This window comes from Streptosporangium nanhuense, assembly GCF_059358815.1.
Window position 1 is genome coordinate 74,506 of sequence record NZ_JCADBG010000025.1, and the last position, 17,964, is coordinate 92,469.

General features: G+C 70.9%; 13 protein-coding genes. 8 read left to right on the forward strand and 5 right to left on the reverse strand.

What is annotated here, in order from left to right; genetic code table 11:
• Positions 1-71 precede the first annotated feature (71 nt).
• On the forward strand, positions 72-2,132 hold the full coding sequence (locus AC5L38_RS36035) for a beta-galactosidase (protein ID WP_495247282.1): 2,061 nt from the start codon (positions 72-74) through the stop codon (positions 2,130-2,132).
• Positions 2,133-2,517: 385 nt separating this feature from the next.
• A complete protein-coding gene (locus AC5L38_RS36040; RefSeq protein WP_495247283.1) occupies positions 2,518-4,044 on the forward strand; it encodes a glycoside hydrolase family 53 protein in 1,527 nt (508 codons plus the stop codon).
• A 377-nt stretch (positions 4,045-4,421) separates the two neighbouring features.
• Here the strand turns inward: AC5L38_RS36040 and AC5L38_RS36045 are convergent, their stop codons facing one another.
• The 3 genes from AC5L38_RS36045 to AC5L38_RS36055 form a co-directional block, all read right to left on the reverse strand.
• Positions 4,422-5,867 (reverse strand): pectate lyase family protein, encoded by a 1,446-nt coding sequence (locus AC5L38_RS36045; RefSeq protein ID WP_495247284.1) that lies wholly within the window; start codon positions 5,865-5,867, stop codon positions 4,422-4,424.
• 271 nt (positions 5,868-6,138) lie between these two features.
• The gene (locus AC5L38_RS36050; protein WP_495247285.1) at positions 6,139-7,002 is read right to left on the reverse strand and encodes an NAD(+)/NADH kinase; all 864 of its coding nucleotides are present in this window, start codon (positions 7,000-7,002) and stop codon (positions 6,139-6,141) included.
• Positions 7,003-7,125: 123 nt separating this feature from the next.
• Positions 7,126-7,548: a hypothetical protein gene (locus AC5L38_RS36055; RefSeq protein ID WP_495247286.1), complete on the reverse strand. Its 423-nt coding sequence runs from the start codon at positions 7,546-7,548 to the stop codon at positions 7,126-7,128.
• Between the two features lie 325 nt (positions 7,549-7,873).
• On the opposite strand from AC5L38_RS36055, the gene AC5L38_RS36060 reads away from it, so the two are divergent.
• The 4 genes from AC5L38_RS36060 to AC5L38_RS36075 all read left to right on the forward strand — a co-directional run bounded on the left by AC5L38_RS36060 (position 7,874) and on the right by AC5L38_RS36075 (position 12,833).
• Complete coding sequence (locus AC5L38_RS36060) at positions 7,874-8,674, forward strand: sulfotransferase family protein (RefSeq protein ID WP_495247287.1); 801 nt, start codon at positions 7,874-7,876, stop codon at positions 8,672-8,674.
• On the forward strand, positions 8,671-9,867 hold the full coding sequence (locus AC5L38_RS36065) for a glycosyltransferase family 4 protein (protein ID WP_495247288.1): 1,197 nt from the start codon (positions 8,671-8,673) through the stop codon (positions 9,865-9,867). Before AC5L38_RS36060 ends, AC5L38_RS36065 begins: the two co-directional genes overlap by 4 nt.
• Positions 9,868-10,452: 585 nt before the next feature.
• A complete protein-coding gene (locus tag AC5L38_RS36070) occupies positions 10,453-11,748 on the forward strand; it encodes a family 2B encapsulin nanocompartment shell protein (RefSeq protein WP_495247289.1) in 1,296 nt (431 codons plus the stop codon).
• A 44-nt stretch (positions 11,749-11,792) separates the two neighbouring features.
• Positions 11,793-12,833, forward strand: a complete 1,041-nt coding sequence (locus AC5L38_RS36075; RefSeq protein ID WP_495247290.1) for a family 2 encapsulin nanocompartment cargo protein polyprenyl transferase — start codon at positions 11,793-11,795, stop codon at positions 12,831-12,833.
• Between the two features lie 30 nt (positions 12,834-12,863).
• On the opposite strand, the gene AC5L38_RS36080 is transcribed toward AC5L38_RS36075, so the two are convergent.
• Both AC5L38_RS36080 and AC5L38_RS36085 read right to left on the reverse strand, forming a co-directional pair.
• Positions 12,864-14,015, reverse strand: a complete 1,152-nt coding sequence (locus AC5L38_RS36080) for an acyl-CoA dehydrogenase family protein (RefSeq protein WP_495247291.1) — start codon at positions 14,013-14,015, stop codon at positions 12,864-12,866.
• A 159-nt stretch (positions 14,016-14,174) separates the two neighbouring features.
• The gene (locus AC5L38_RS36085) at positions 14,175-14,909 is read right to left on the reverse strand and encodes a hypothetical protein (RefSeq protein WP_495247292.1); all 735 of its coding nucleotides are present in this window, start codon (positions 14,907-14,909) and stop codon (positions 14,175-14,177) included.
• Positions 14,910-15,258: 349 nt separating this feature from the next.
• Here AC5L38_RS36085 and AC5L38_RS36090 point away from each other — a divergent pair, with 349 nt between their 5' ends.
• Together AC5L38_RS36090 and AC5L38_RS36095 are read left to right on the forward strand one after the other, a co-directional pair.
• On the forward strand, positions 15,259-16,896 hold the full coding sequence (locus AC5L38_RS36090) for an ABC-F family ATP-binding cassette domain-containing protein (RefSeq protein WP_495247293.1): 1,638 nt from the start codon (positions 15,259-15,261) through the stop codon (positions 16,894-16,896).
• Between the two features lie 85 nt (positions 16,897-16,981).
• Positions 16,982-17,962, forward strand: a complete 981-nt coding sequence (locus tag AC5L38_RS36095) for a LacI family DNA-binding transcriptional regulator (RefSeq protein WP_329084127.1) — start codon at positions 16,982-16,984, stop codon at positions 17,960-17,962.
• Positions 17,963-17,964 lie beyond the last annotated feature (2 nt).

The following is a 17,964-nucleotide window of genomic DNA, read 5'->3' on the forward strand; positions in this document are numbered from 1 at the left end:
CGGATGGTCTTTTGCGACCTCCGGCCGTACATTACTGTGCACGTTCACAGAAACTGTTCGAGGGGGAGCTGTTGCCCGGATATCCCGCCCTGCCAGGGGGCATCGCGTACGGCGGGGACTACAACCCCGAGCAGTGGCCGGAGGAGGTCTGGCGCGAGGACGTGCGGCTGATGCGCGAGGCCGGGGTGAACCTGGTCAGCCTCGGCATCTTCAACTGGGGCCTGCTGGAGCCCGCCGAAGGCGTCCACGACTTCGGCAGGCTGGACAGGATCGTCGACCTGCTCGACTCGGCCGGCATCATGATCGACCTCGCGACGCCGACCTCCTCCCCGCCCACCTGGTTCAGGACGGCCCACCCCGGCGCCCGCCTGGTCGACCGCGAGGGCCGCGTCATCGCCGGCGGCTCCCGGCACAGTTTCTGCCCCAGCTCCCCGGAGTACGCCGCCGCCTCCGAGCGGATCGCCGAGCGGATCGCCGCCCGCTACGCCGGACACCCGGCGGTCGCCATGTGGCACGTCCACAACGAGTACGGCTGGGCCAACGCGCGCTGCTACTGCGAGACCTCGGCCGAGGCGTTCCGCGCCTGGCTGCGCGAGCGGCACGGGGACGTGGCGGCGCTCAACGCGGCCTGGGGGACCACGTTCTGGGGGCTGACCTACGGCTCGTTCGAGGAGGTGGAACCGCCCAGGATCGCCCCGGTCGGCCAGCTGACGGCCCTGTGGCTCGACTACGCGCGCTTCTCCGTCGACGCGCACATCGCCAACTTCCGCCGCGAGCGCGACGCCATCCGCCGCTTCTGCGACCTGCCGGTCACCACCAACTTCATGATCCCCAACTGCGAGCCGATGGACTACTGGCGGTGGGCGGGCGAGGTGGACGTCGTCTCCAACGACCATTACCTCGACGCCGGGCGGGCCGACAACCACATCGAGCTGGCCATGGCGGCCGACCTCACCCGCTCGGTGGCGGGCGGGCGGCCGTGGATGCTCATGGAGCACTCGACCGGCGCCGTCAACTGGCAGCCGCGCAACCTCGCCAAGCGGCCGGGGGAGATGCGGCGCAACAGCCTCGCCCACGTCGCGCGCGGATCCGACTCGGTGCTGTTCTTCCAGTGGCGCGCCTCCCGCCACGGCGCGGAGAAGTTCCACTCGGCGATGCTGCCGCACGCCGGGACGGACTCCGGCCTCTGGCGCGACGTGGTCGCCCTCGGCGCCGACCTGCGCGGGCTGGCCGGGGTGCGCGGCTCCCGCGTCGAGGCCGAGGTCGCGCTCGTGTGGGACTGGGAGTCGTACTGGGCGCTGGAGCTGGAGTGGCGCCCCTCGGTCGACCTGCGCTTCCGCGAGCGCGTGGAGGCCTACTACGAGGCCCTCTGGCGCGAGCACGTCACCGTCGACTTCGCCCACCCCTCCGCCGACCTCTCGGCGTACCGGATGATCGTCGTGCCCAGCTCCTACCTGCTCACGGAGGCGGCGGGCAAGAACCTGCGCCGCTACGTCGAGGCGGGCGGGCACCTGGTCGTCTCCTACTTCTCCGGGATCGTCGACGAGAACGACGCCATCCACCCCGGAGCCCACCCCGGCGCGCTGCGCGACGTGCTCGGCCTGTCGGTGGAGGAGTTCCACCCGCTGCCGGAGCGCGGCACGGTGCCCGTCGGTGCCGGTGATGACGGCGGTGATGACGGCGGCCCGACCGGCCCGACCGGCCTGACCGGCCGGATCTGGTCCGAGCGGATCCGCCTCGCCGGGGCGCGCGCCATCCACGCCTTCACCGGCGGGCCGGACGCGGGCCACCCCGCGGTGACCCGCCACGAGCTGGGAGCGGGCACGGCCTGGTACGTCGCCACCGCCCTCGACCCGTCCCCCGACTCCGGCGCCCGAGGGGACGGCGGGGATCTGCGCGCGCTCCTGCGCACGGTCCTGGACCTCGCGGGCGTGTCCCGCCCGCGCGACCTGCCGGACACGCTGGAGCTCGTACGCCGGGGCCGGCACCTCTTCCTTCTCAACCACGGCGACGAACCGGTCACCGTCCCGGGGGTGAGCGGGACCGGGGTTTTCGACGGCGCCGCGCACACCGGGGCGGCGACCGTGCCCCCCGGCGGCGTCACGGTCGTCGAGCTCGCCGGGAACACATGATCGTCCCCGGGACCGCGCCGGCCACCTGACCGCGGCGCGTCACCCGGGGTCTTCGGGGATCGTCCACATCACTCCTGACCAAGTGAGGACCCTTGACCTTCTCCCCTCGTGAAACGAGAGGGATTCCCGCGGTCGCCCGTGGGGGTTCCTGCTTCATCGCCGATCGCCCGCCGGAGAGAAGCCTCTCCTTGAGGTCTTACACCGGCTCCACAGGCGTTTCGCCTCTCCACCGGCCCGGCGGCGAGGATGCCCTTACGGCGTTACGCCTCGAACGGTACTACGCGGCCGGTCACGTGCGGGCGTGCACACGATTTCATCCCGTGCGGCGCCGTGCTGTGCCTTCTTCCCGTCCTGAAGGCCGGGATCTCCACACCGGAGGTAGTCGATGAAGAAGATCCTGGTGGCACTGCTGGCATGTGCCGCCGCCGTCCTGGTGCCGTTACCGGCCCGGGCCGCCCCCGCGGTCGCCAACGGCGGCTTCGAGACCGGAGGCGGCGTCGCCGCGCCGTCCTCGTGGAGCACCACGGGCTCCGCCGCCGCCGACTTCACCGAGGCCGGCGGCCACGCGGGCTCCTACCGCCTGTCGCACTGGTCCACCGCCGCGTACACCGTCGAGACCCACCAGACGCTGACCGGACTGGCCTGGGGCACCTACACGCTCCGCGCCTGGGTCAGGTCCGGGGCGGTGAGCCAGAGCTGGATCGCGCTGAGGAACTGTGGCTCCGCCGAGAGGCGGACCCACGCGCCGGTCAGCTCGTCCGAGTGGATCCAGATCGCCGTCACCCAGACCGTGACGGGCGGCCGGTGCACGATCGCCCTCGGCTCCGCCGCCGCGGCGGGCGGCTGGGCCAACTTCGACGACGTCACCTTCGCGGCGGGGTCGGCGACGCTGGCGGTAAGGGGCGCCGACACCTCCAGCCTGCCCAAGTCGGAGGCGTACGGAGGCAGGTACCACGACGCCGCGGGCACGCGGGGCGACGCCCTCGCGATCCTGGCGGCGGCCGGAGCCAACTACGTCCGGCTGAAGGTGTGGGTGAACCCGGCCGACGGCTACAACGACAAGGCGCGGGTGCTGGCCATGGCGCAGCGGGTCAAGGCCCGGGGGATGCGCCTGCTGGTCGACTTCCACTACTCCGACACCTGGGCCGACCCCGGCAAGCAGTACAAGCCCGCGGCGTGGACCGGACACACGTTCGCCCAGCTCAAGACGGCCGTCTACGACCACACCTACGACGTGCTGAACGCGCTGAAGGCGCAGGGCACCACCGCCGACATGGTCCAGGTCGGGAACGAGATCAACGACGGCATGCTCTGGGAGGACGGCCGCAGCTCAAACTTCGGCAACCTCGCTCAGCTCCTCAACTCGGGCTACAGCGCGGTCAAGGCCGTCTCGTCCTCGACGAAGGTCGTGCTGCACCTGGCCGAGGGCGGCGACAACGGGCTCTTTCGCTGGTGGTTCGACAGCGCCGCGGCCAACGGCGTGAACTACGACGTGATCGGCGTCTCCTACTACCCCTACTGGCACGGCACGCTCGGGGCCTTCCAGGCCAACATCAACGACATCGCCTCCCGCTACGGCAGGCCCGTCCTGCTCGCCGAGACCGCCTACCCCTTCACCACCGGCAACGACGACGGCCTCGCCAACATCATCACCGCGGCGACCCCGTACCCCGGATACCCGGCCTCACCGGCGGGCCAGTCGGCGATGCTGCGCGACGTGATGAGCATCGTGCAGGCCGTGCCCGGCGGGCGCGGGCTCGGCGCCGTCTACTGGGAGCCCACCTGGACCGCGGTGACCGGCAACGGCTGGGACCCGGCCGACCCGTCCTCGGGCAACGGCTGGGAGAACCAGGCGCTGTTCGACTTCGCCGACAGGGCGCTGCCCGCGCTCGCCCAGTTCGCCCACCGGTGATCCTCGCGACCGCGCGGGGTGCTCGATGAGGGCGACGCTCTCCTCGCCCGGGCCGGCGAACCACCGGTGATCCTCGCGACCGCACGGCGGGACGCTCCCGCCGCGCGGTCGCCGGGAAGCCCGGGAAGCCCGGGAAGCCCGGGAAGCCCGGGAAGCCCGGGAAGCCCGGGAAGCTCAGAAAGATCAGAAAGATCAGAAAGCCAGGAAAGCCCGTTGCCGGACCCCGTACGGGGTCCGGCCGGAAAGCTTGTGGCCGGGCCCCCGTCGGGGGCCCGGCCACGCTCGGCGGTCGCCGCCTCTCGGATCCGGATCGGACCCGGGTCAGGTGCGGGTCAGACGTGGATCAGACGAGAGTCAGACGTGGGACGGGGCCCGCGTCAGATGGAGATCCGGCCGGCACCGGCGCCGCCGGTCACGATCGACTTGACGCTGGAGGCGCTGTCGAGGGAGTAGGAGTAGGGGATGGAGGACACGCTGCCACCGGCCTGGCCGCTGCCGGAGTTGACGAAGTGGTTGTTGCGGGCGACCAGCGTGCCCGGTCCCGAGTCACCCTCGCCGAGGTGGTACGGGTCGTCGGTGTTCTCGAAGTAGTTGCCCTCGACCAGGACGCCCGCGCCCTCGGTGGAGGCCACGCCGTAGCCGCCGACGCTTCCGTAGTAGTTGTTGTAGACGTGCACCGGGTTGCCGAAGCGCACGCGCGGGTGGCGCTGGGTGGTGCCGTCGAACCAGTTGTGGTGGTAGGTGACGCGCAGCTTCCCGCGGTCCTCGCCACCGTTGCCGTCGTCGTGGCCGAGCAGCATGGACTTGTCGTGGTTGGTGACCTTGTTCCAGGAGATGGTCACGTAGTCGCTGGCCCGCTTGACGTCCACGGCGCCGTCGTAGCCGTTGCTGAAGGTGTTGTGGTCGATCCAGACCCGGGTCGAGTACTGGACCTGGATGCCGTCGTCGTTCCAGTCACGGAAGGACAGGTTGCGGACGATGACGTTGGAGGCCCGGGAGATGTTGAACCCGCAGCCCGCGATGGTGGCGCCCGAGTTGCCGATGATCGTCTTGTTGGAACCGACCGTGAGCATCCCGGAGCAGGAGATCGTGCCCGACACCCGGATGACGGCCGCGCCGCTCGACGAGAGCGCGCTGCTCAGCGCCGAGGAGCTGCTGACCGTGGTGGGCGAGGCGTTGCCGCCGCCGGTGGTGCCGCCGCCCTGGGTCGCCCAGCCGACGAGCCCGCCCGGGTTGCCGGGGGTGGGGGTGATCGTGGGCGTCGGGCCGGGGGTGGGGGTGACGGTCGGGTCGGGGTTGCCGCCGCCCGCGGGGACGAGCCGCCACTGCTTGGTGGCGACCGAGTCGCAGGAGTTCTGCTGGACGAGGGCGCCGGAGGAGGTGGAGTTGTCCTTGGTGTTGAGGCACTTGCCGCCGTTGGCGTTGACCACCCGGTAGTTGGAGCCCGACTCGGTCAGGTTCCAGGTCTGCGACGAGCCGCCCGAGCAGCTCTCCTGCTGGACCGCCTTGCCCGCGGAGGTGCTCGCGTCCTTGACGCCCGCGCACAGGCCGCTGTGGACGGCCTTGAGCTGGGTGCCGCTCCCGGTCAAGGTCCAGGACTGCCCCGAACCGCCGCAGCCGCTCTGGGTGAGCTGGACGCCGCTGGAGGAGCTGGCGCCGGGAACGGTCAGGCACAGGCCGCTGCCGTTGTTGACCAGGTTGTAGTTCCCCGGGGAGGGGGCGGCGGCCGAGGCGGCGGAGACGCCCGCCACCGCTCCCGACAGGGCGAGGGCGGCGACGGCGACGAAGACGCCGGCCGCCCTCCCGTTGATTCTGTACAGCACAGTCGAGCTCCTTGCTGGTCCGGCAGGCCGGTCGCGACCTGCGGTTCGGAATCCCCCCAGCGAGCACTCGCCGTTCACATATGCGATCCGCGTACATGTGAGCGAACAACCCACAAGCTAGGTAAGCGCTTTCCCGCTGTCAAGCGGGGCATGAAAGTTTCATGACCGGCGCTGTCACCTGAACGTCGTCGCCACGCCCGTGACCAGCGCGGGGCGCGGGAAGGAGCCCGCCCCGGCGGGCGCCGGGGCGGTGCGCTGATTCCGAAGCGGTCTAGTCGACCTCGGCGCTGCCGTTGACGCGGAGCTTGCGCCGGGCGCGGTCGTAGAAGCTCTTCGGGCCGAGCCTGACCACCCAGGCGGCGGCGCGGATCGCGGTGACGCCGAGCCCGTCCCCCGGTGTGAGGTGCGCGGCCACCGTGCCGTCCACCTCCACGGCCAGCCGGCCGCTCGTCGGCAGCAGGTCGAGCATGACCCGCTCGTCGGCCGACAGCACGAGGGCCCGGTTGAACGACGAGTGCGCCGCCGCGGGGACCACGAGGAACCCCTCGACCGTCGGCGACACGATGGGACCGCCCGCGGAGAAGCTGTAGGCGGTCGACCCGGTGGGGGTGGCCACGATCACCGCGTCGGCCGCGTAGCGCACGAAGGGGTGCCCCTCAACGGTGATCGACACCGCCGACAATCCGTCTCCCGGTATCCGCACCAGGGCGATGTCGTTGAACGCGGTCACCGCCGTGCCGTCGGGCAGGGTCGCCCGCACCGCCATGCGCGGTTCGACCGTGTAGTCGTGGTTGTCGATGGCCGACAGCGCGGGTGGCAGCTCGTCGACGTCGATCTCCGCGAGGAACCCCAGCTTGCCGAGGTTGACGCCGAGGACGGGGGTCTTGCGCCCCGAGATGAGCCGCATGGTGCGCAGCATCGTGCCGTCGCCGCCGAGGCTGACGAGCAGGTCGGCGCGTTCGACCAGGGTGGAGCCGTCGACCGACACGGCGCTGCAGTCGATGCGGCCGACCTCGTCGGGCAGCCCCAGCACCGTGACGTCACGGGCTCGGGCCCACTCCACGATCGTGTCGATGGCCACCTTCGAATCGCGCTGCGGGTGCAGTACCAGCCCTACGGTCTTGACCATCCCCATGCCTCACACTGTACGGGGCCCGCCGCCGGGCCCGTACGCCGGAATCCCGGCCCCCGGGGGAGCGGGGGCGAAGACGCGCCGGACATCCCGGGGCGGTGGCGCGCCCGGCGCGGGGAGGGCGGGTCAGCCCTGGCGCCGTTCCTTCATCCGGGCCTCGTGGATGTGGCGGCGCCCGCCGGCCAGCTCGTCCCTGATCCGCTTCTCCATGCCGGTGAAGACGCTGTGGTAGCCGTCCTCGTACTCCTCCACGACCTGGAAGGTCCACCGGCCGGGGATGACGTCGAGGCCGATCAGCTCGCGGGTCACCAGGTCGGCCGTCTCGGGGTGGCCCGCGGCGCGCAGCAGCCTCACGGCCTCGTCGAGCTGCAGGTCGGCGTGCCCGGTCAGCTGGTGGAAGGAGTAGAGGTGCCCGCGGGCCCTCTCGGTCGTCTCCAGGGCCTCGGAGAGCTTTCCCAGGGCCTCGGCGGTGGCGTCGTCGACGTCGTGGGCCGAGGTGTCCGGTGAGATCCGGGAGGAGGCCGGATCCGGTCGTACGTCGTGGGTCACTCGATCTTCTCCTCGCGGGGCGCGGTGAGCCGGGGGCGGCGTGCCGGGGCGTGGTCGCTGTCGGCGCGCATGCCGTCTGAGCTGTGAGAACGTGTCACTACCCCGCGCGGGGAGGGTGAATCACCGGCTCGTCCCGCCCTTGCCCGAGAGCCGCGACGGCGCGGGTGCGCCCGTGGACGGAGAGGTGTTCCTAAGTGAACACACAGTTAAATGCCAGGAAAGGTGGCTACCCTCCCTGGGCATGGACTGGCAGCGCAAGGCAAACGACGCCCTTGTCAGGCTAACCGGATTCCAGCTTAACCGAGTAGGGAAAGTTGGTCCAGCCGTGATCACGAGGGCACCCGCGGCCGCGGAGGAGTCGTTCAGGCCGCCCGCGGACCCGAAGGTCGACCGGCTGCTGGTCGCCCCGATCTTCATCCTCTCGCCGGTCAGGTCCGGCTCCACGCTCCTGAGGGCGCTGCTCAACGCCCACTCCATGCTGCACGCCCCGCACGAGCTGCACGTGCGCAGGCTCCGGGTGGAGTTCGGCACCTCGCTGGCCGAGAAGGCGATGGGAGCCCTCGGGCACGAGCGGGCCGACCTGGAACACCTGCTGTGGGATCGCGTGCTCCACCGTGAGCTGGTCAAGAGCGGCAAGACGTTCGTCGTGGACAAGACGCCGGCCAACGCCTTCGCGTACCGGCGCATCGCCGCGTGCTGGCCCGACGCCCGGTTCGTCTTCCTGCTGCGCCACCCGGCGTCCGTCGCGAGCTCGTGGTACGAGGCCGGCGCCGGCAAGAGGACGCCCGAGGAGGCGGCGCTCGACGCCCTGCGCTACATGAAGGCCGTGCAGCGGGCCCGGGGGGCGCTCAGCGGGTGCACCGTGCGCTACGAGGACCTGACCGCCGACCCCGGGGCCGAGGCGCGCCGCCTCTGCGACTTCCTCGGCGTCCCCTGGGAGCCGGAGATGCTGGCGTACGGCGAGCAGGCCGTGCTGGAGAAGGGGCTCGGCGACTGGAAGGACAAGATCCGCTCGGGGAGCGTGCAGCCCGCGCGCGACCTGCCGGGGGAGAAGGAGATCCCGGAGTCGCTCAGGCCGATGTGCCAGAGCTGGGGCTACCTGCCGGGCGCCGCGGAGTCCACATGACGCCCGCGATCCCCGGGGCCTGCGGGCCCATGAAGATCCGCTACATGCTCCTGCACGCGTACGGCATGGGCGGGACGATCCGCACGGTGATCAACCAGGCGAACGCGATGGCCGCCGCCGGGCACGAGGTCGAGATCGTCAGCGCGGTGCGCCGCAGGGAGAGGCCCCAGTTCCCGATCGACGCGCGCGTCCGCCTGCTGGCGCTGTCGGACCAGCGGGACGGCAGGCCCTCGGACTCGGTGGGGCGCAGGGCCTGGCGGCGGATCCGCGGCAAGATCGTGCCCGCGGGGGAGTTCGCGGCCTCCTACTTCACCGAGCGCGTGGAGCGGGCCGTCATCGACTACGTCTCCGCGCTCCAGGACGGCGTCCTGGTCACCACCCGCCCCGCGCTGAACCTCATCTCCGCCCGGCGCGCTCCCACGAGCGTCGTCAGGGTCGCCCAGGAGCACATGAACCTGGCCACCCACCCAGAGGCGGTCCGGAGGGCGATCGCCCGCCACTACGGAGCCCTGGACGCGGTGGCCGTGCTCACCGGGACCGACAGGCGGGAGTACCAGGCGCTCCTGCCCGGCACCCCCGTCGTGCGCGTCCCCAACGCGGTCGGCCCCGTGCGGCGGCCGCTCGCCTGGCAGGAGGACAGGCTCGTGGTCGCGGCCGGGCGGCTCGTCGGGCAGAAGGGCTTCGACCTGCTGATCCCCGCGTTCCGGCAGGTCGTCGACCACCATCCCGACTGGCGGCTGCGCATCTACGGCACCGGCCCGAAGAAGGACGCGCTGCGCGAGCTCCTCAAGGAACACGGGCTGCGCGACAACGTCACCCTGATGGGGCGGACCGACCACCTGGACGAGGAGCTGGCCAAGGCCTCCTTCTACGTGCTCAGCTCGCGGTTCGAGGGATTGCCGATGGTGATGATCGAGGCGATGACCCAGGCGCTGCCGGTCGTCGCCTTCGACTGCCCGACCGGCCCGGCCGACGTGCTCACCCCCGGGATCGACGGGCTGCTCGTCCCGCCCCGGGACGTCGGCGCGCTGGCGGCGGCGATGATCCGGCTCATCGAGGACCGGGGGCTGCGGGAGCGGATGGGGGCCGCCGCGGCCGTCACCGCGCGTGACTACACGCCCGAAATGATCATGCCGCTCTGGGAGAACCTGTTCGCCGAACTCCTGGGCCGCGCACCGGAACGACCGCGCTGACCGGTTCTTCCTGATTTTCATCTTTTATGGGGAATGCCGCCTGAGGCGGTGTTTCCCTTTTGGCTGTCGTCTCGACGTGTTCTCGCGTGCTGCTCCCGGAGCGGTCCGTGGAACTTTCCGTGCCGTGCGGAGAGGGGGTCTCCACGGCGTTCCGTCGGTTGCCGGGGATGTGCGGCATGATGTCTGAAATGAGAGATATTCCCAGCTCATAATGCCTTTTACGTGAGCCGGTTGCCAAATGAATAAGACATTCAATCTTTTTCGGGCATTTGGTGGAGGCGGCTTTGTTTATTATCGGCCGGATCCTATTCAATGCTTGACAAGATATTTAAGGGCAACCCAAGATTAGGGCGTCCACGATGGCGGGCCGCATCCGGCTCCGCGCATCGGGGGGTCAACGATTCTGCCGTTCCTTTCGCGGGTGATTGACGTTCCCCCCTGGTTGATTCATGTCTTCTCTCCCCTGTAGGTACGAGTACGGATCGGTGGTGTGTTGTGACGGAGTTCGAGGCTGGCCGCTCGCAGCTGAGTCTGAGTACGGAAGCCGCGCGTAACCTGGCGACGACGACCAAGTCGACTCCCCAGATGCAGGAGATCACCTCACGGTGGCTGCTGCGGATGCTCCCCTGGACGCAGGTCTCGGGCGGCACCTACCGGGTCAACCGGCGGCTGACCTACACGATCGGCGACGGGCGGGTGAGCTTCACCAACTCCGGCTCGCAGGTGGCGGTCATCCCGGCCGAGCTGTGCGAGCTGCCCCTGCTGCGCGGGTTCGACGACTCCGACGTCCTCGACGCGCTGGCGGGCCGGTTCGCCCAGCGGGACTTCCAGGCCGGTGACGTGCTCGTGGAGGCGGGGCGGCCCGCGGACGAGGTCGTGGTCATCGCGCACGGCAAGGTCAACAAGGTCGGCACCGGGCCGTACGGCGACGAGATCGTGCTGACCGTGCTGGCCTCGGGCGACCACTTCGGCGACGACGCGCTGGTCGGCGACGAGCGCGAGTGGCCGTTCACCGCCAGGGCGGTCACCAGCGGCACGGCGATGATCCTGCCCCGGCAGGCCTTCCTGGAGCTGGCCGAGCAGGCGGAGACGCTCCAGGCCCACCTGCGGCAGCGGGAGACGGCCGCCCAGGGGCCGAGCAACAAGTACGGCGAGGCCGCCGTCGAGGTGGCCGCCGGGCACGCGGGAGAGGCCGACCTGCCGGGCACGTTCGTCGACTACGAGCTCGCCCCGCGCGAATACCAGCTGAGCGTCGCGCAGACGGTCCTGCGGGTGCACAGCCGGGTGGCCGACCTCTACAACGACCCGATGGACCAGATCGAGCAGCAGCTCCGGCTCACGATCGAGGTGCTGCGCGAGCGGCAGGAGCACGAGCTGATCAACAACCGCGAGTTCGGGCTGCTGCACAACGCCGACCTCAAGCAGCGCATCCACACCCGCACCGGCCCGCCCACCCCCGACGACCTCGACGAGCTGCTCAGCCGCCGCAGGAGCACGAGCTTCTTCCTGGCCCACCCGCACGCCATCGCCGCCTTCGGCCGCGAGTGCAACGCGCGCGGGCTCTACCCGCAGGGCGTCGACGTCGGCGGCAGCGGGGTGCCCGCCTGGCGGGGCGTCCCCATCTTCTCCTGCAGCAAGATCCCCATCACCGAAACCCGCACCACCTCGATCCTGGCCCTGCGCGTCGGCGAGGACAACCAGGGGGTCATCGGCCTGCACCAGACCGGCATCCCCGACGAGTACCAGCCCAGCCTGTCGGTCCGCTTCATGGGCATCAGCGAGAAGGCGATCATCTCCTACCTGGTCAGCGCCTACTACTCCGCCGCGGTCCTGGTGCCGGACGCGCTCGGAATCCTGGAAGACGTCGAGATCGGCCACTGAGGACGCGGGGGCCGCGGGCCGGCCGCCGAGCGAGGAGAGCGAGCATGACGACCATAGAGACGTCGACGGACGGGCGGTCCGCGGGTGAGGTGCTGGCCTGGAGCCGGGACATGGTCGAGGCGACCCTGCGCCCGGCGGCCGACACGCTTCCCGCGTCGATGAGGCGCATCGCCGGATACCACTTCGGCTGGTGGGACGAGCGGGGCCGGCCGTCCACGACCGGCGGGGGCAAGGCGATCCGTCCCGCGCTGGCCCTGCTGTCGGCCGAGGCGGTCGGCGGCACCGCCGCCTCGGCGCTCCGGCCGGCCGCCGCCGTCGAGCTGGTGCACGACTTCTCCCTGCTGCACGACGACGTGATGGACGGTGACCGGACCCGCCGCCACCGCCCCACGGCCTGGGCCGTCTTCGGTGTCAGCCCGGCCATCCTGGCCGGTGACGCGCTGCTGACGCTCGCCTTCGACGTGCTCGCGACCGGGGGGCACCCGGTCACCGCCGAGGCGACCCGGATCTTCAGCACCGCGGTCCAGGAGTTGCTGGACGGCCAGAGCGCGGACGTCGCCTTCGAGGAGCGCCAGGACGTCGGGCCGGCCGAGTGCATGAGCATGGCGGCCGGCAAGACCGGGGCCCTGCTGGGGTGCGCCTGCGGGCTCGGCGCCCTGTTCGGCGGCGGGCGCCCCGAGCAGGTCGAGCACTTCGTCGCCTTCGGCAGGGACCTGGGGCTGGCCTTCCAGCTCGTCGACGACCTGCTGGGCGTCTGGGGAGACCCGGAGGCGACCGGCAAGCCGGTCCACTCGGATCTGCGCAGCCGCAAGAAGTCCATCCCGGTCGTCGCCGCCCTGACCTCGGGCACCCCGGCCGGACGGGAGCTGGCCGGGCTCTACCACCGGGAGCGGCCGCTCTCCGACACCGAGCTGGTCCGCGCGGCCGAGCTCGTCGAGGCCGCGGGCGGGCGGGCCTGGACCCAGGTGGAGGCCGACGAACTGCTCGCGCGGGCCCTGCGCCACCTGGCGGCGGCGGGCGCGCTGTCCCGGCCCGCCGCCGAGCTGGCCACACTCGCCCGGCTCGTCACCCGCCGCGACCACTGACCGGTGCCGTCGTCGCCCTGACGAGAAAGCTCAGACGAAGGCGCTCGTGCCGGTGATGGCCCGCCCCACGATCAGGGTGTTGATCTCGCGCGTCCCCTCGTAGGAGTAGATCGCCTCGGAGTCGGCCACGAACCGGCCGACGTCGTAGTCGAGGTCGATGCCGTTGCCGCCCAGGATCTCCCTGGCCCATCCCACGGCCTCGCGCATCCGCGCCGTGCAGAAGGCCTTGGCCATGGCCGAGTGCTCGTCCTTGTAGACGCCCGCGTCCTGGAGCTGTGCCAGCCGCACCACCATGCCCAGCGAGCAGGTGACGTTGCCCAGCATCCGTACGAGCAGGTCCTGCACGAGCTGGAAGCCCGCGATCGGCCGCCCGAACTGCTCGCGGGTCTTGGCGTACTCCAGCGCGAGCTCGTAGGCGCCCGTCATGCAGCCCACCGCCTGCCAGGCCACGCCTCCCCGGGTCTGCCGCAGGATGGTGCCGGTGTCGCGGAAGCCGTTGGCCCTCTGCAGCCGGTTGATCTCCGGCACCAGGCAGTTGGTGAGCGTGATGTCGGCGTTCTGCACCGTCCGCAGGGCTATCTTGTTCTCGATCTTCGTGGCGGCGAAGCCGGGCGTGCCCTTCTCCACCACGAAGCCCTTGACCTGGCCGTCGGCCTCGTCCTTGGCCCACACCACGATCAGGTCGGCGAAGGTCGCGTTGCCGATCCAGCGCTTGGCCCCGTTGAGCACCCACACGTCGCCCTCGCGCCGGGCCGTCGTGCGCAGCCCCGCCGCGACGTCGGAGCCCCCCTCGGGCTCCGTCAGCGCGAACGCCCCGATCTTCTCCATCGCCGCCATCGACGGCAGCCACCGCTCCCGCTGCTCCTCCGAGCCCAGCCGGTCGACGCTGCCCATCGCCAGGCCGTCGTGGACGCCGAAGAACGTGCCCATCGACGGGTCCACCCGGTTCATCTCCAGAACCACGAACCCGGTCAGCAGGCTCCGCGCCCCCCGGTAGGCCAGGCCCGCGATGTCGAGCTTGGCGAACTCGGGAACCAGCTGGTGGGGAAAACGCGCGTTGGTCCACGCCTCGTTCGCGATGGGCGCGACCTCCCGCGCCATGAACTCCCGTACCCGGAGCACGATCTCCTTCTCGTGCTCCTCCAGCAGCTCGGAGTAGTCGTAGAAATCACCGGTCGTCATCGGCGCGGCTTCCCTCCGGTCGTCGTACCCCTCCGCTGCCCGAAAGCCGGGGGATCAACCGGGAGACCTCGCCGGGGAACGCCGGAAACGACGGAAGCCCGGGTCGCCCCGGGCTTCCGCGTCGTTACCGTCCGGTCGCGGCGCGACCGTCAGGCGGGACTACCAGCGGCGGGTGTAGACGCGCACCCAGTCGGACCGGCTGCGGCTCTCGGAGAGCTCGTCGTTGCCGTCGAAGATCGCGCGGTACTCACCGCTGCTGTACGCGCGGGCCTTGGCGCGGAACGTGCCCTTCCAGCCGGTGTCGGGGGAGGTCACGAACTTCCACGTGTTGGAGCCGCGCTTGCGGAAGTAGATCTCCACCTCCTCGCCCCGCACGCCCTTCCAGCGGTCGTCGTCCACCTGGAGACGGCCGGTGAAGTAGACCGAGCGGCCCTTGCGGACCTTCTCGGGGTTGGCGGAGAACCGGTAGATGCGGGTCTCGGCCTTCTCCGCCTTCTCGTGCACCACGGAGAAGTTGACCTCGTCGGTCACCTTCTTGCCGTCCTTGTCGTACGCGTCGGCGATCGCGACCCAGCGGCCCTCGAAGTCGTTCTCGTCGAAGCTGGTCGTGAAGCGCCACAGGTCACCCTTGTGCAGGAGCCTGGGCTCCTCCGCCGCCTGGGTGCGGGCCTGGTCGGAGACCGGCCTGAGGCGAAGCTCGACGCGGGTGGCCTCGGTGGTACGAACCTCGATGCTGACCCTGGTGTCGTCGTCGCCCTTCACGACGATCGGGTTCGGGCTGACGTTGTCGATGCGCACGCTGAGAGCGACTCGCTCTGCGGAGGCCGTTCCCGCCGACAGGAGCATCGAGCCGCTCACTGCCGCGGACAGCAGACCGACGGCGATTCGTTTCATCAAGACGCTTTCCTTTTCTCCCCGTCCTCGGAGGCGGTCAGTTGACCGTCTCCGTCCCATAAGACGGCACAGAAGCGACTGATGTTGCCTGAAGTGCCGAAAAAAGCTGGTTTAGATCTCCGTAAGGTAACGTTTCCCGGTGAGAACGGGCAGGTCAGCCGCCAGTTGTCGCGAAACAAAAAATTTTCTCTGAAAAGTGTGATATGTCCGTTTTGTCGGGAATAGGGCACTCCGGACACGGGTGGGGTGTATGGCGGCGTCCGCGCGAGGTGCCTTGGGGCTCTTAATGCGACATAACAGACATATCGGGCATGGCGCCGCGGTGTCGGCGGGCGGATAGCGTTTGCGTATGAGTGCCACCATCGTCGCCAAGGACCTGGCCGCCGGACACGGCGACCGAGCGCTTTTCACCGGGCTCGACCTGGTGGTCGCCCCCGGCGACGTCGTCGGCCTGGTCGGCGTGAACGGCGCGGGCAAGTCCACCCTGATGCGGATCCTCGCCGGGCTCCTGCCCGCCGAGCACGGCTCCGTGCGGCTCAGCCCGCCTTCGGCGTCGGTCGGCTACCTCCCCCAGGAGCGCGAGCGCCGCGCGGGTGAGACGATCGCGGACTTCCTGGCCCGCCGTACCGGGGTGGCCGCCGCGCAGCGCGCGCTGGACGCCGCGACCCAGGGGCTGGTGGACGGGACCCCGGGAGCCGACGACGACTACGCCACCGGCCTGGAGCGCTGGCTCGCCCTGGGCGGCGCCGACCTGGAGGACCGGGCCGCCGAGGTCGTCGCCGAGCTCGGCCTCGCCGTGGAGCTCGACCGGCCGATGACGGCGCTCTCCGGCGGCCAGGCCGCGCGGGCGGGGATGGCCTCCCTGCTGCTCAGCCGCTACGACGTCTTCCTGCTCGACGAGCCCACCAACGACCTCGACCTGGAGGGGCTGGAGCGGCTCGAACGCTTCGTCACCGGCCTGCGCGCCGCGACCGTCCTGGTCAGCCACGACCGCGAGTTCCTGGCCAGGACCGTGAACCGGGTCGTCGAGCTCGACCTCGCCCAGCAGCTGGTCAGGGTGCACGGCGGCGGCTACGAGGCCTATCTCACCGAGCGCGAGGTCGCCCGCAGGCACGCCCGCGACGAGTACGAGGAGTACGCCGGCACCGTCGCCGCCCTCAAGCAGCGCGCGGGGATGCAGCGCGCCTGGATGGAGAAGGGCGTCAAGAACGCGCGGCGCAAGGCGACCGACAACGACAAGATCGGCCGCAACCTCCGTACCGAGACGACCGAGAAGCAGGCCGCGAAGGCCCGCCAGACCGAGCGGCTGATCGAGCGGATGGAAGAGGTCGAGGAGCCCCGCAAGGAGTGGGAGCTGCGCATGGAGATCGCGGTGGCCCCGAGGTCGGGGGCCGTCGTCGCGACGCTGCGCGAGGCCGTGGTCCGGCGCGGCGCGTTCACCCTCGGCCCGGTGAACCTGGAGGTCGGCTGGGCCGAGCGGGTGGCGGTCACCGGCGCCAACGGCTCGGGCAAGTCCACCCTGCTCGCCGCGCTCCTGGGCCGGCTGCCGCTGGACGAGGGCAACGCCTCGCTGGGCCCCGGGGTGGTCGTCGGCGAGGTGGACCAGGCGCGGGGGCTGTTTCTCGGGGACGAGCCCCTGGTGGAGGCCTTCGGGGCGGCGGTGCCCGACATGGCTCCCGGCGAGGTCCGCACGCTGCTCGCCAAGTTCGGGCTCCGCGCCGCGCACGTGCCGCGACCGGCCGCCACCCTGTCGCCGGGGGAGCGGACCCGGGCCGCGCTGGCGCTGCTGCAGGCGCGCGGGGTGAACCTCCTCGTGCTCGACGAGCCGACCAACCATCTGGACCTGGCCGCGATCGAGCAACTGGAGTCCGCGCTCGCCTCCTACCCCGGTACGCTTCTGCTGGTCACCCACGACCGCCGGATGCTGGACGCGGTGCACACCACCCGGCGGGTCCACGTCGACGGCGGCAGGATCACCGAAAGCTGACCGGGACGGCCCGCCCGGCCTGACTGTTGACGTAACTTTCGCAAGTCGCCGCAAGTAATTGCTTCTCTTGCCTTATAGTTTCATCATGACACGACGGCTTGCAGAAGTGGCCAAGAAGGTCGGGATGAGCGAGGCGACGGTCAGTCGCGTGCTCAACGGGAAGCCCGGAGTGTCCGAGGCGACCCGTGAGGCCGTCCTGACGGCGCTCGACGTGCTCGGCTACGAGCGGCCGACCCAGCTGCGGGGTGACAGGGCGCGGCTGGTCGGGCTCGTCCTCCCCGAGCTGCAGAACCCCATCTTCCCCGCTTTCGCCGAGGTCGTCGGGGGTGCGCTGGCCCAGCAGGGGTTCACGTCCGTGTTGTGCACCCGGACCCTGGGCGGCGTCTCCGAGGCGGAGTACGTCGACCTGCTGCTCCAGCAGCAGGTGTCCGGCGTGGTCTTCGCCGGAGGCCTGTTCGCCCAGGCGGACGCCTCCCACGAGCACTACGAGCTGCTGCGCGAGCGGCGCCTGCCGACCGTGCTGGTGAACGCCGCGGTCGCGCACCTCGCCTTTCCCCAGGTCTCCTGCGACGACGTGGCCGCGGCCGAGATGGCGCTCGGCCACCTGCGGTCGCTGGGCCACGAGCGGATCGGCATGGTGCTCGGCCCCCCCGACCACGTGCCCTCGCGGCGCAAGCTGGACGCGGCCGACCTCGACCCCGAGTTCGTGGAGCACACCATGTTCTCCCTGGAAGGGGGGCACGCGGCGGCCGCTCGGCTGATCCGCAGGGGTGTGACCGGTGTCATCTGCGCCAGCGACGTGATGGCCCTGGGCGCGATCAGGGCGGCCCGCAGGGCGGGGCTCTCCGTGCCCGACGACGTCTCGGTGATCGGCTACGACGACTCCGCGCTGATGAACTGCACCGACCCGCCGCTGACGACGCTGCGCCAGCCGATCGACGCGATGGGCCGCGCGGTCGTCGACCTGCTCGCCGCCCAGATCGACAAGGCCCTGGTCCCGGCCGACGAGCTGCTCTTCGAGCCCGAGCTGGTGGTCAGGGCCTCGACGGGTCCGGTCAAGCGCTGAGA

Coding starts and splice junctions, on each gene's coding strand:
- AC5L38_RS36040 (WP_495247283.1), top strand. CDS start 2,518: ATGAAGAAGATCCTGGTGGCACTGCTGGCATGTGCCGCCGCCGTCCTG.
- AC5L38_RS36050 (WP_495247285.1), bottom strand. CDS start 7,002: ATGGGGATGGTCAAGACCGTAGGGCTGGTACTGCACCCGCAGCGCGAT.
- AC5L38_RS36065 (WP_495247288.1), top strand. CDS start 8,671: ATGACGCCCGCGATCCCCGGGGCCTGCGGGCCCATGAAGATCCGCTAC.
- AC5L38_RS36070 (WP_495247289.1), top strand. CDS start 10,453: ATGCAGGAGATCACCTCACGGTGGCTGCTGCGGATGCTCCCCTGGACG.
- AC5L38_RS36075 (WP_495247290.1), top strand. CDS start 11,793: ATGACGACCATAGAGACGTCGACGGACGGGCGGTCCGCGGGTGAGGTG.
- AC5L38_RS36080 (WP_495247291.1), bottom strand. CDS start 14,015: ATGACGACCGGTGATTTCTACGACTACTCCGAGCTGCTGGAGGAGCAC.
- AC5L38_RS36085 (WP_495247292.1), bottom strand. CDS start 14,909: ATGAAACGAATCGCCGTCGGTCTGCTGTCCGCGGCAGTGAGCGGCTCG.
- AC5L38_RS36090 (WP_495247293.1), top strand. CDS start 15,259: ATGAGTGCCACCATCGTCGCCAAGGACCTGGCCGCCGGACACGGCGAC.
- AC5L38_RS36095 (WP_329084127.1), top strand. CDS start 16,982: ATGACACGACGGCTTGCAGAAGTGGCCAAGAAGGTCGGGATGAGCGAG.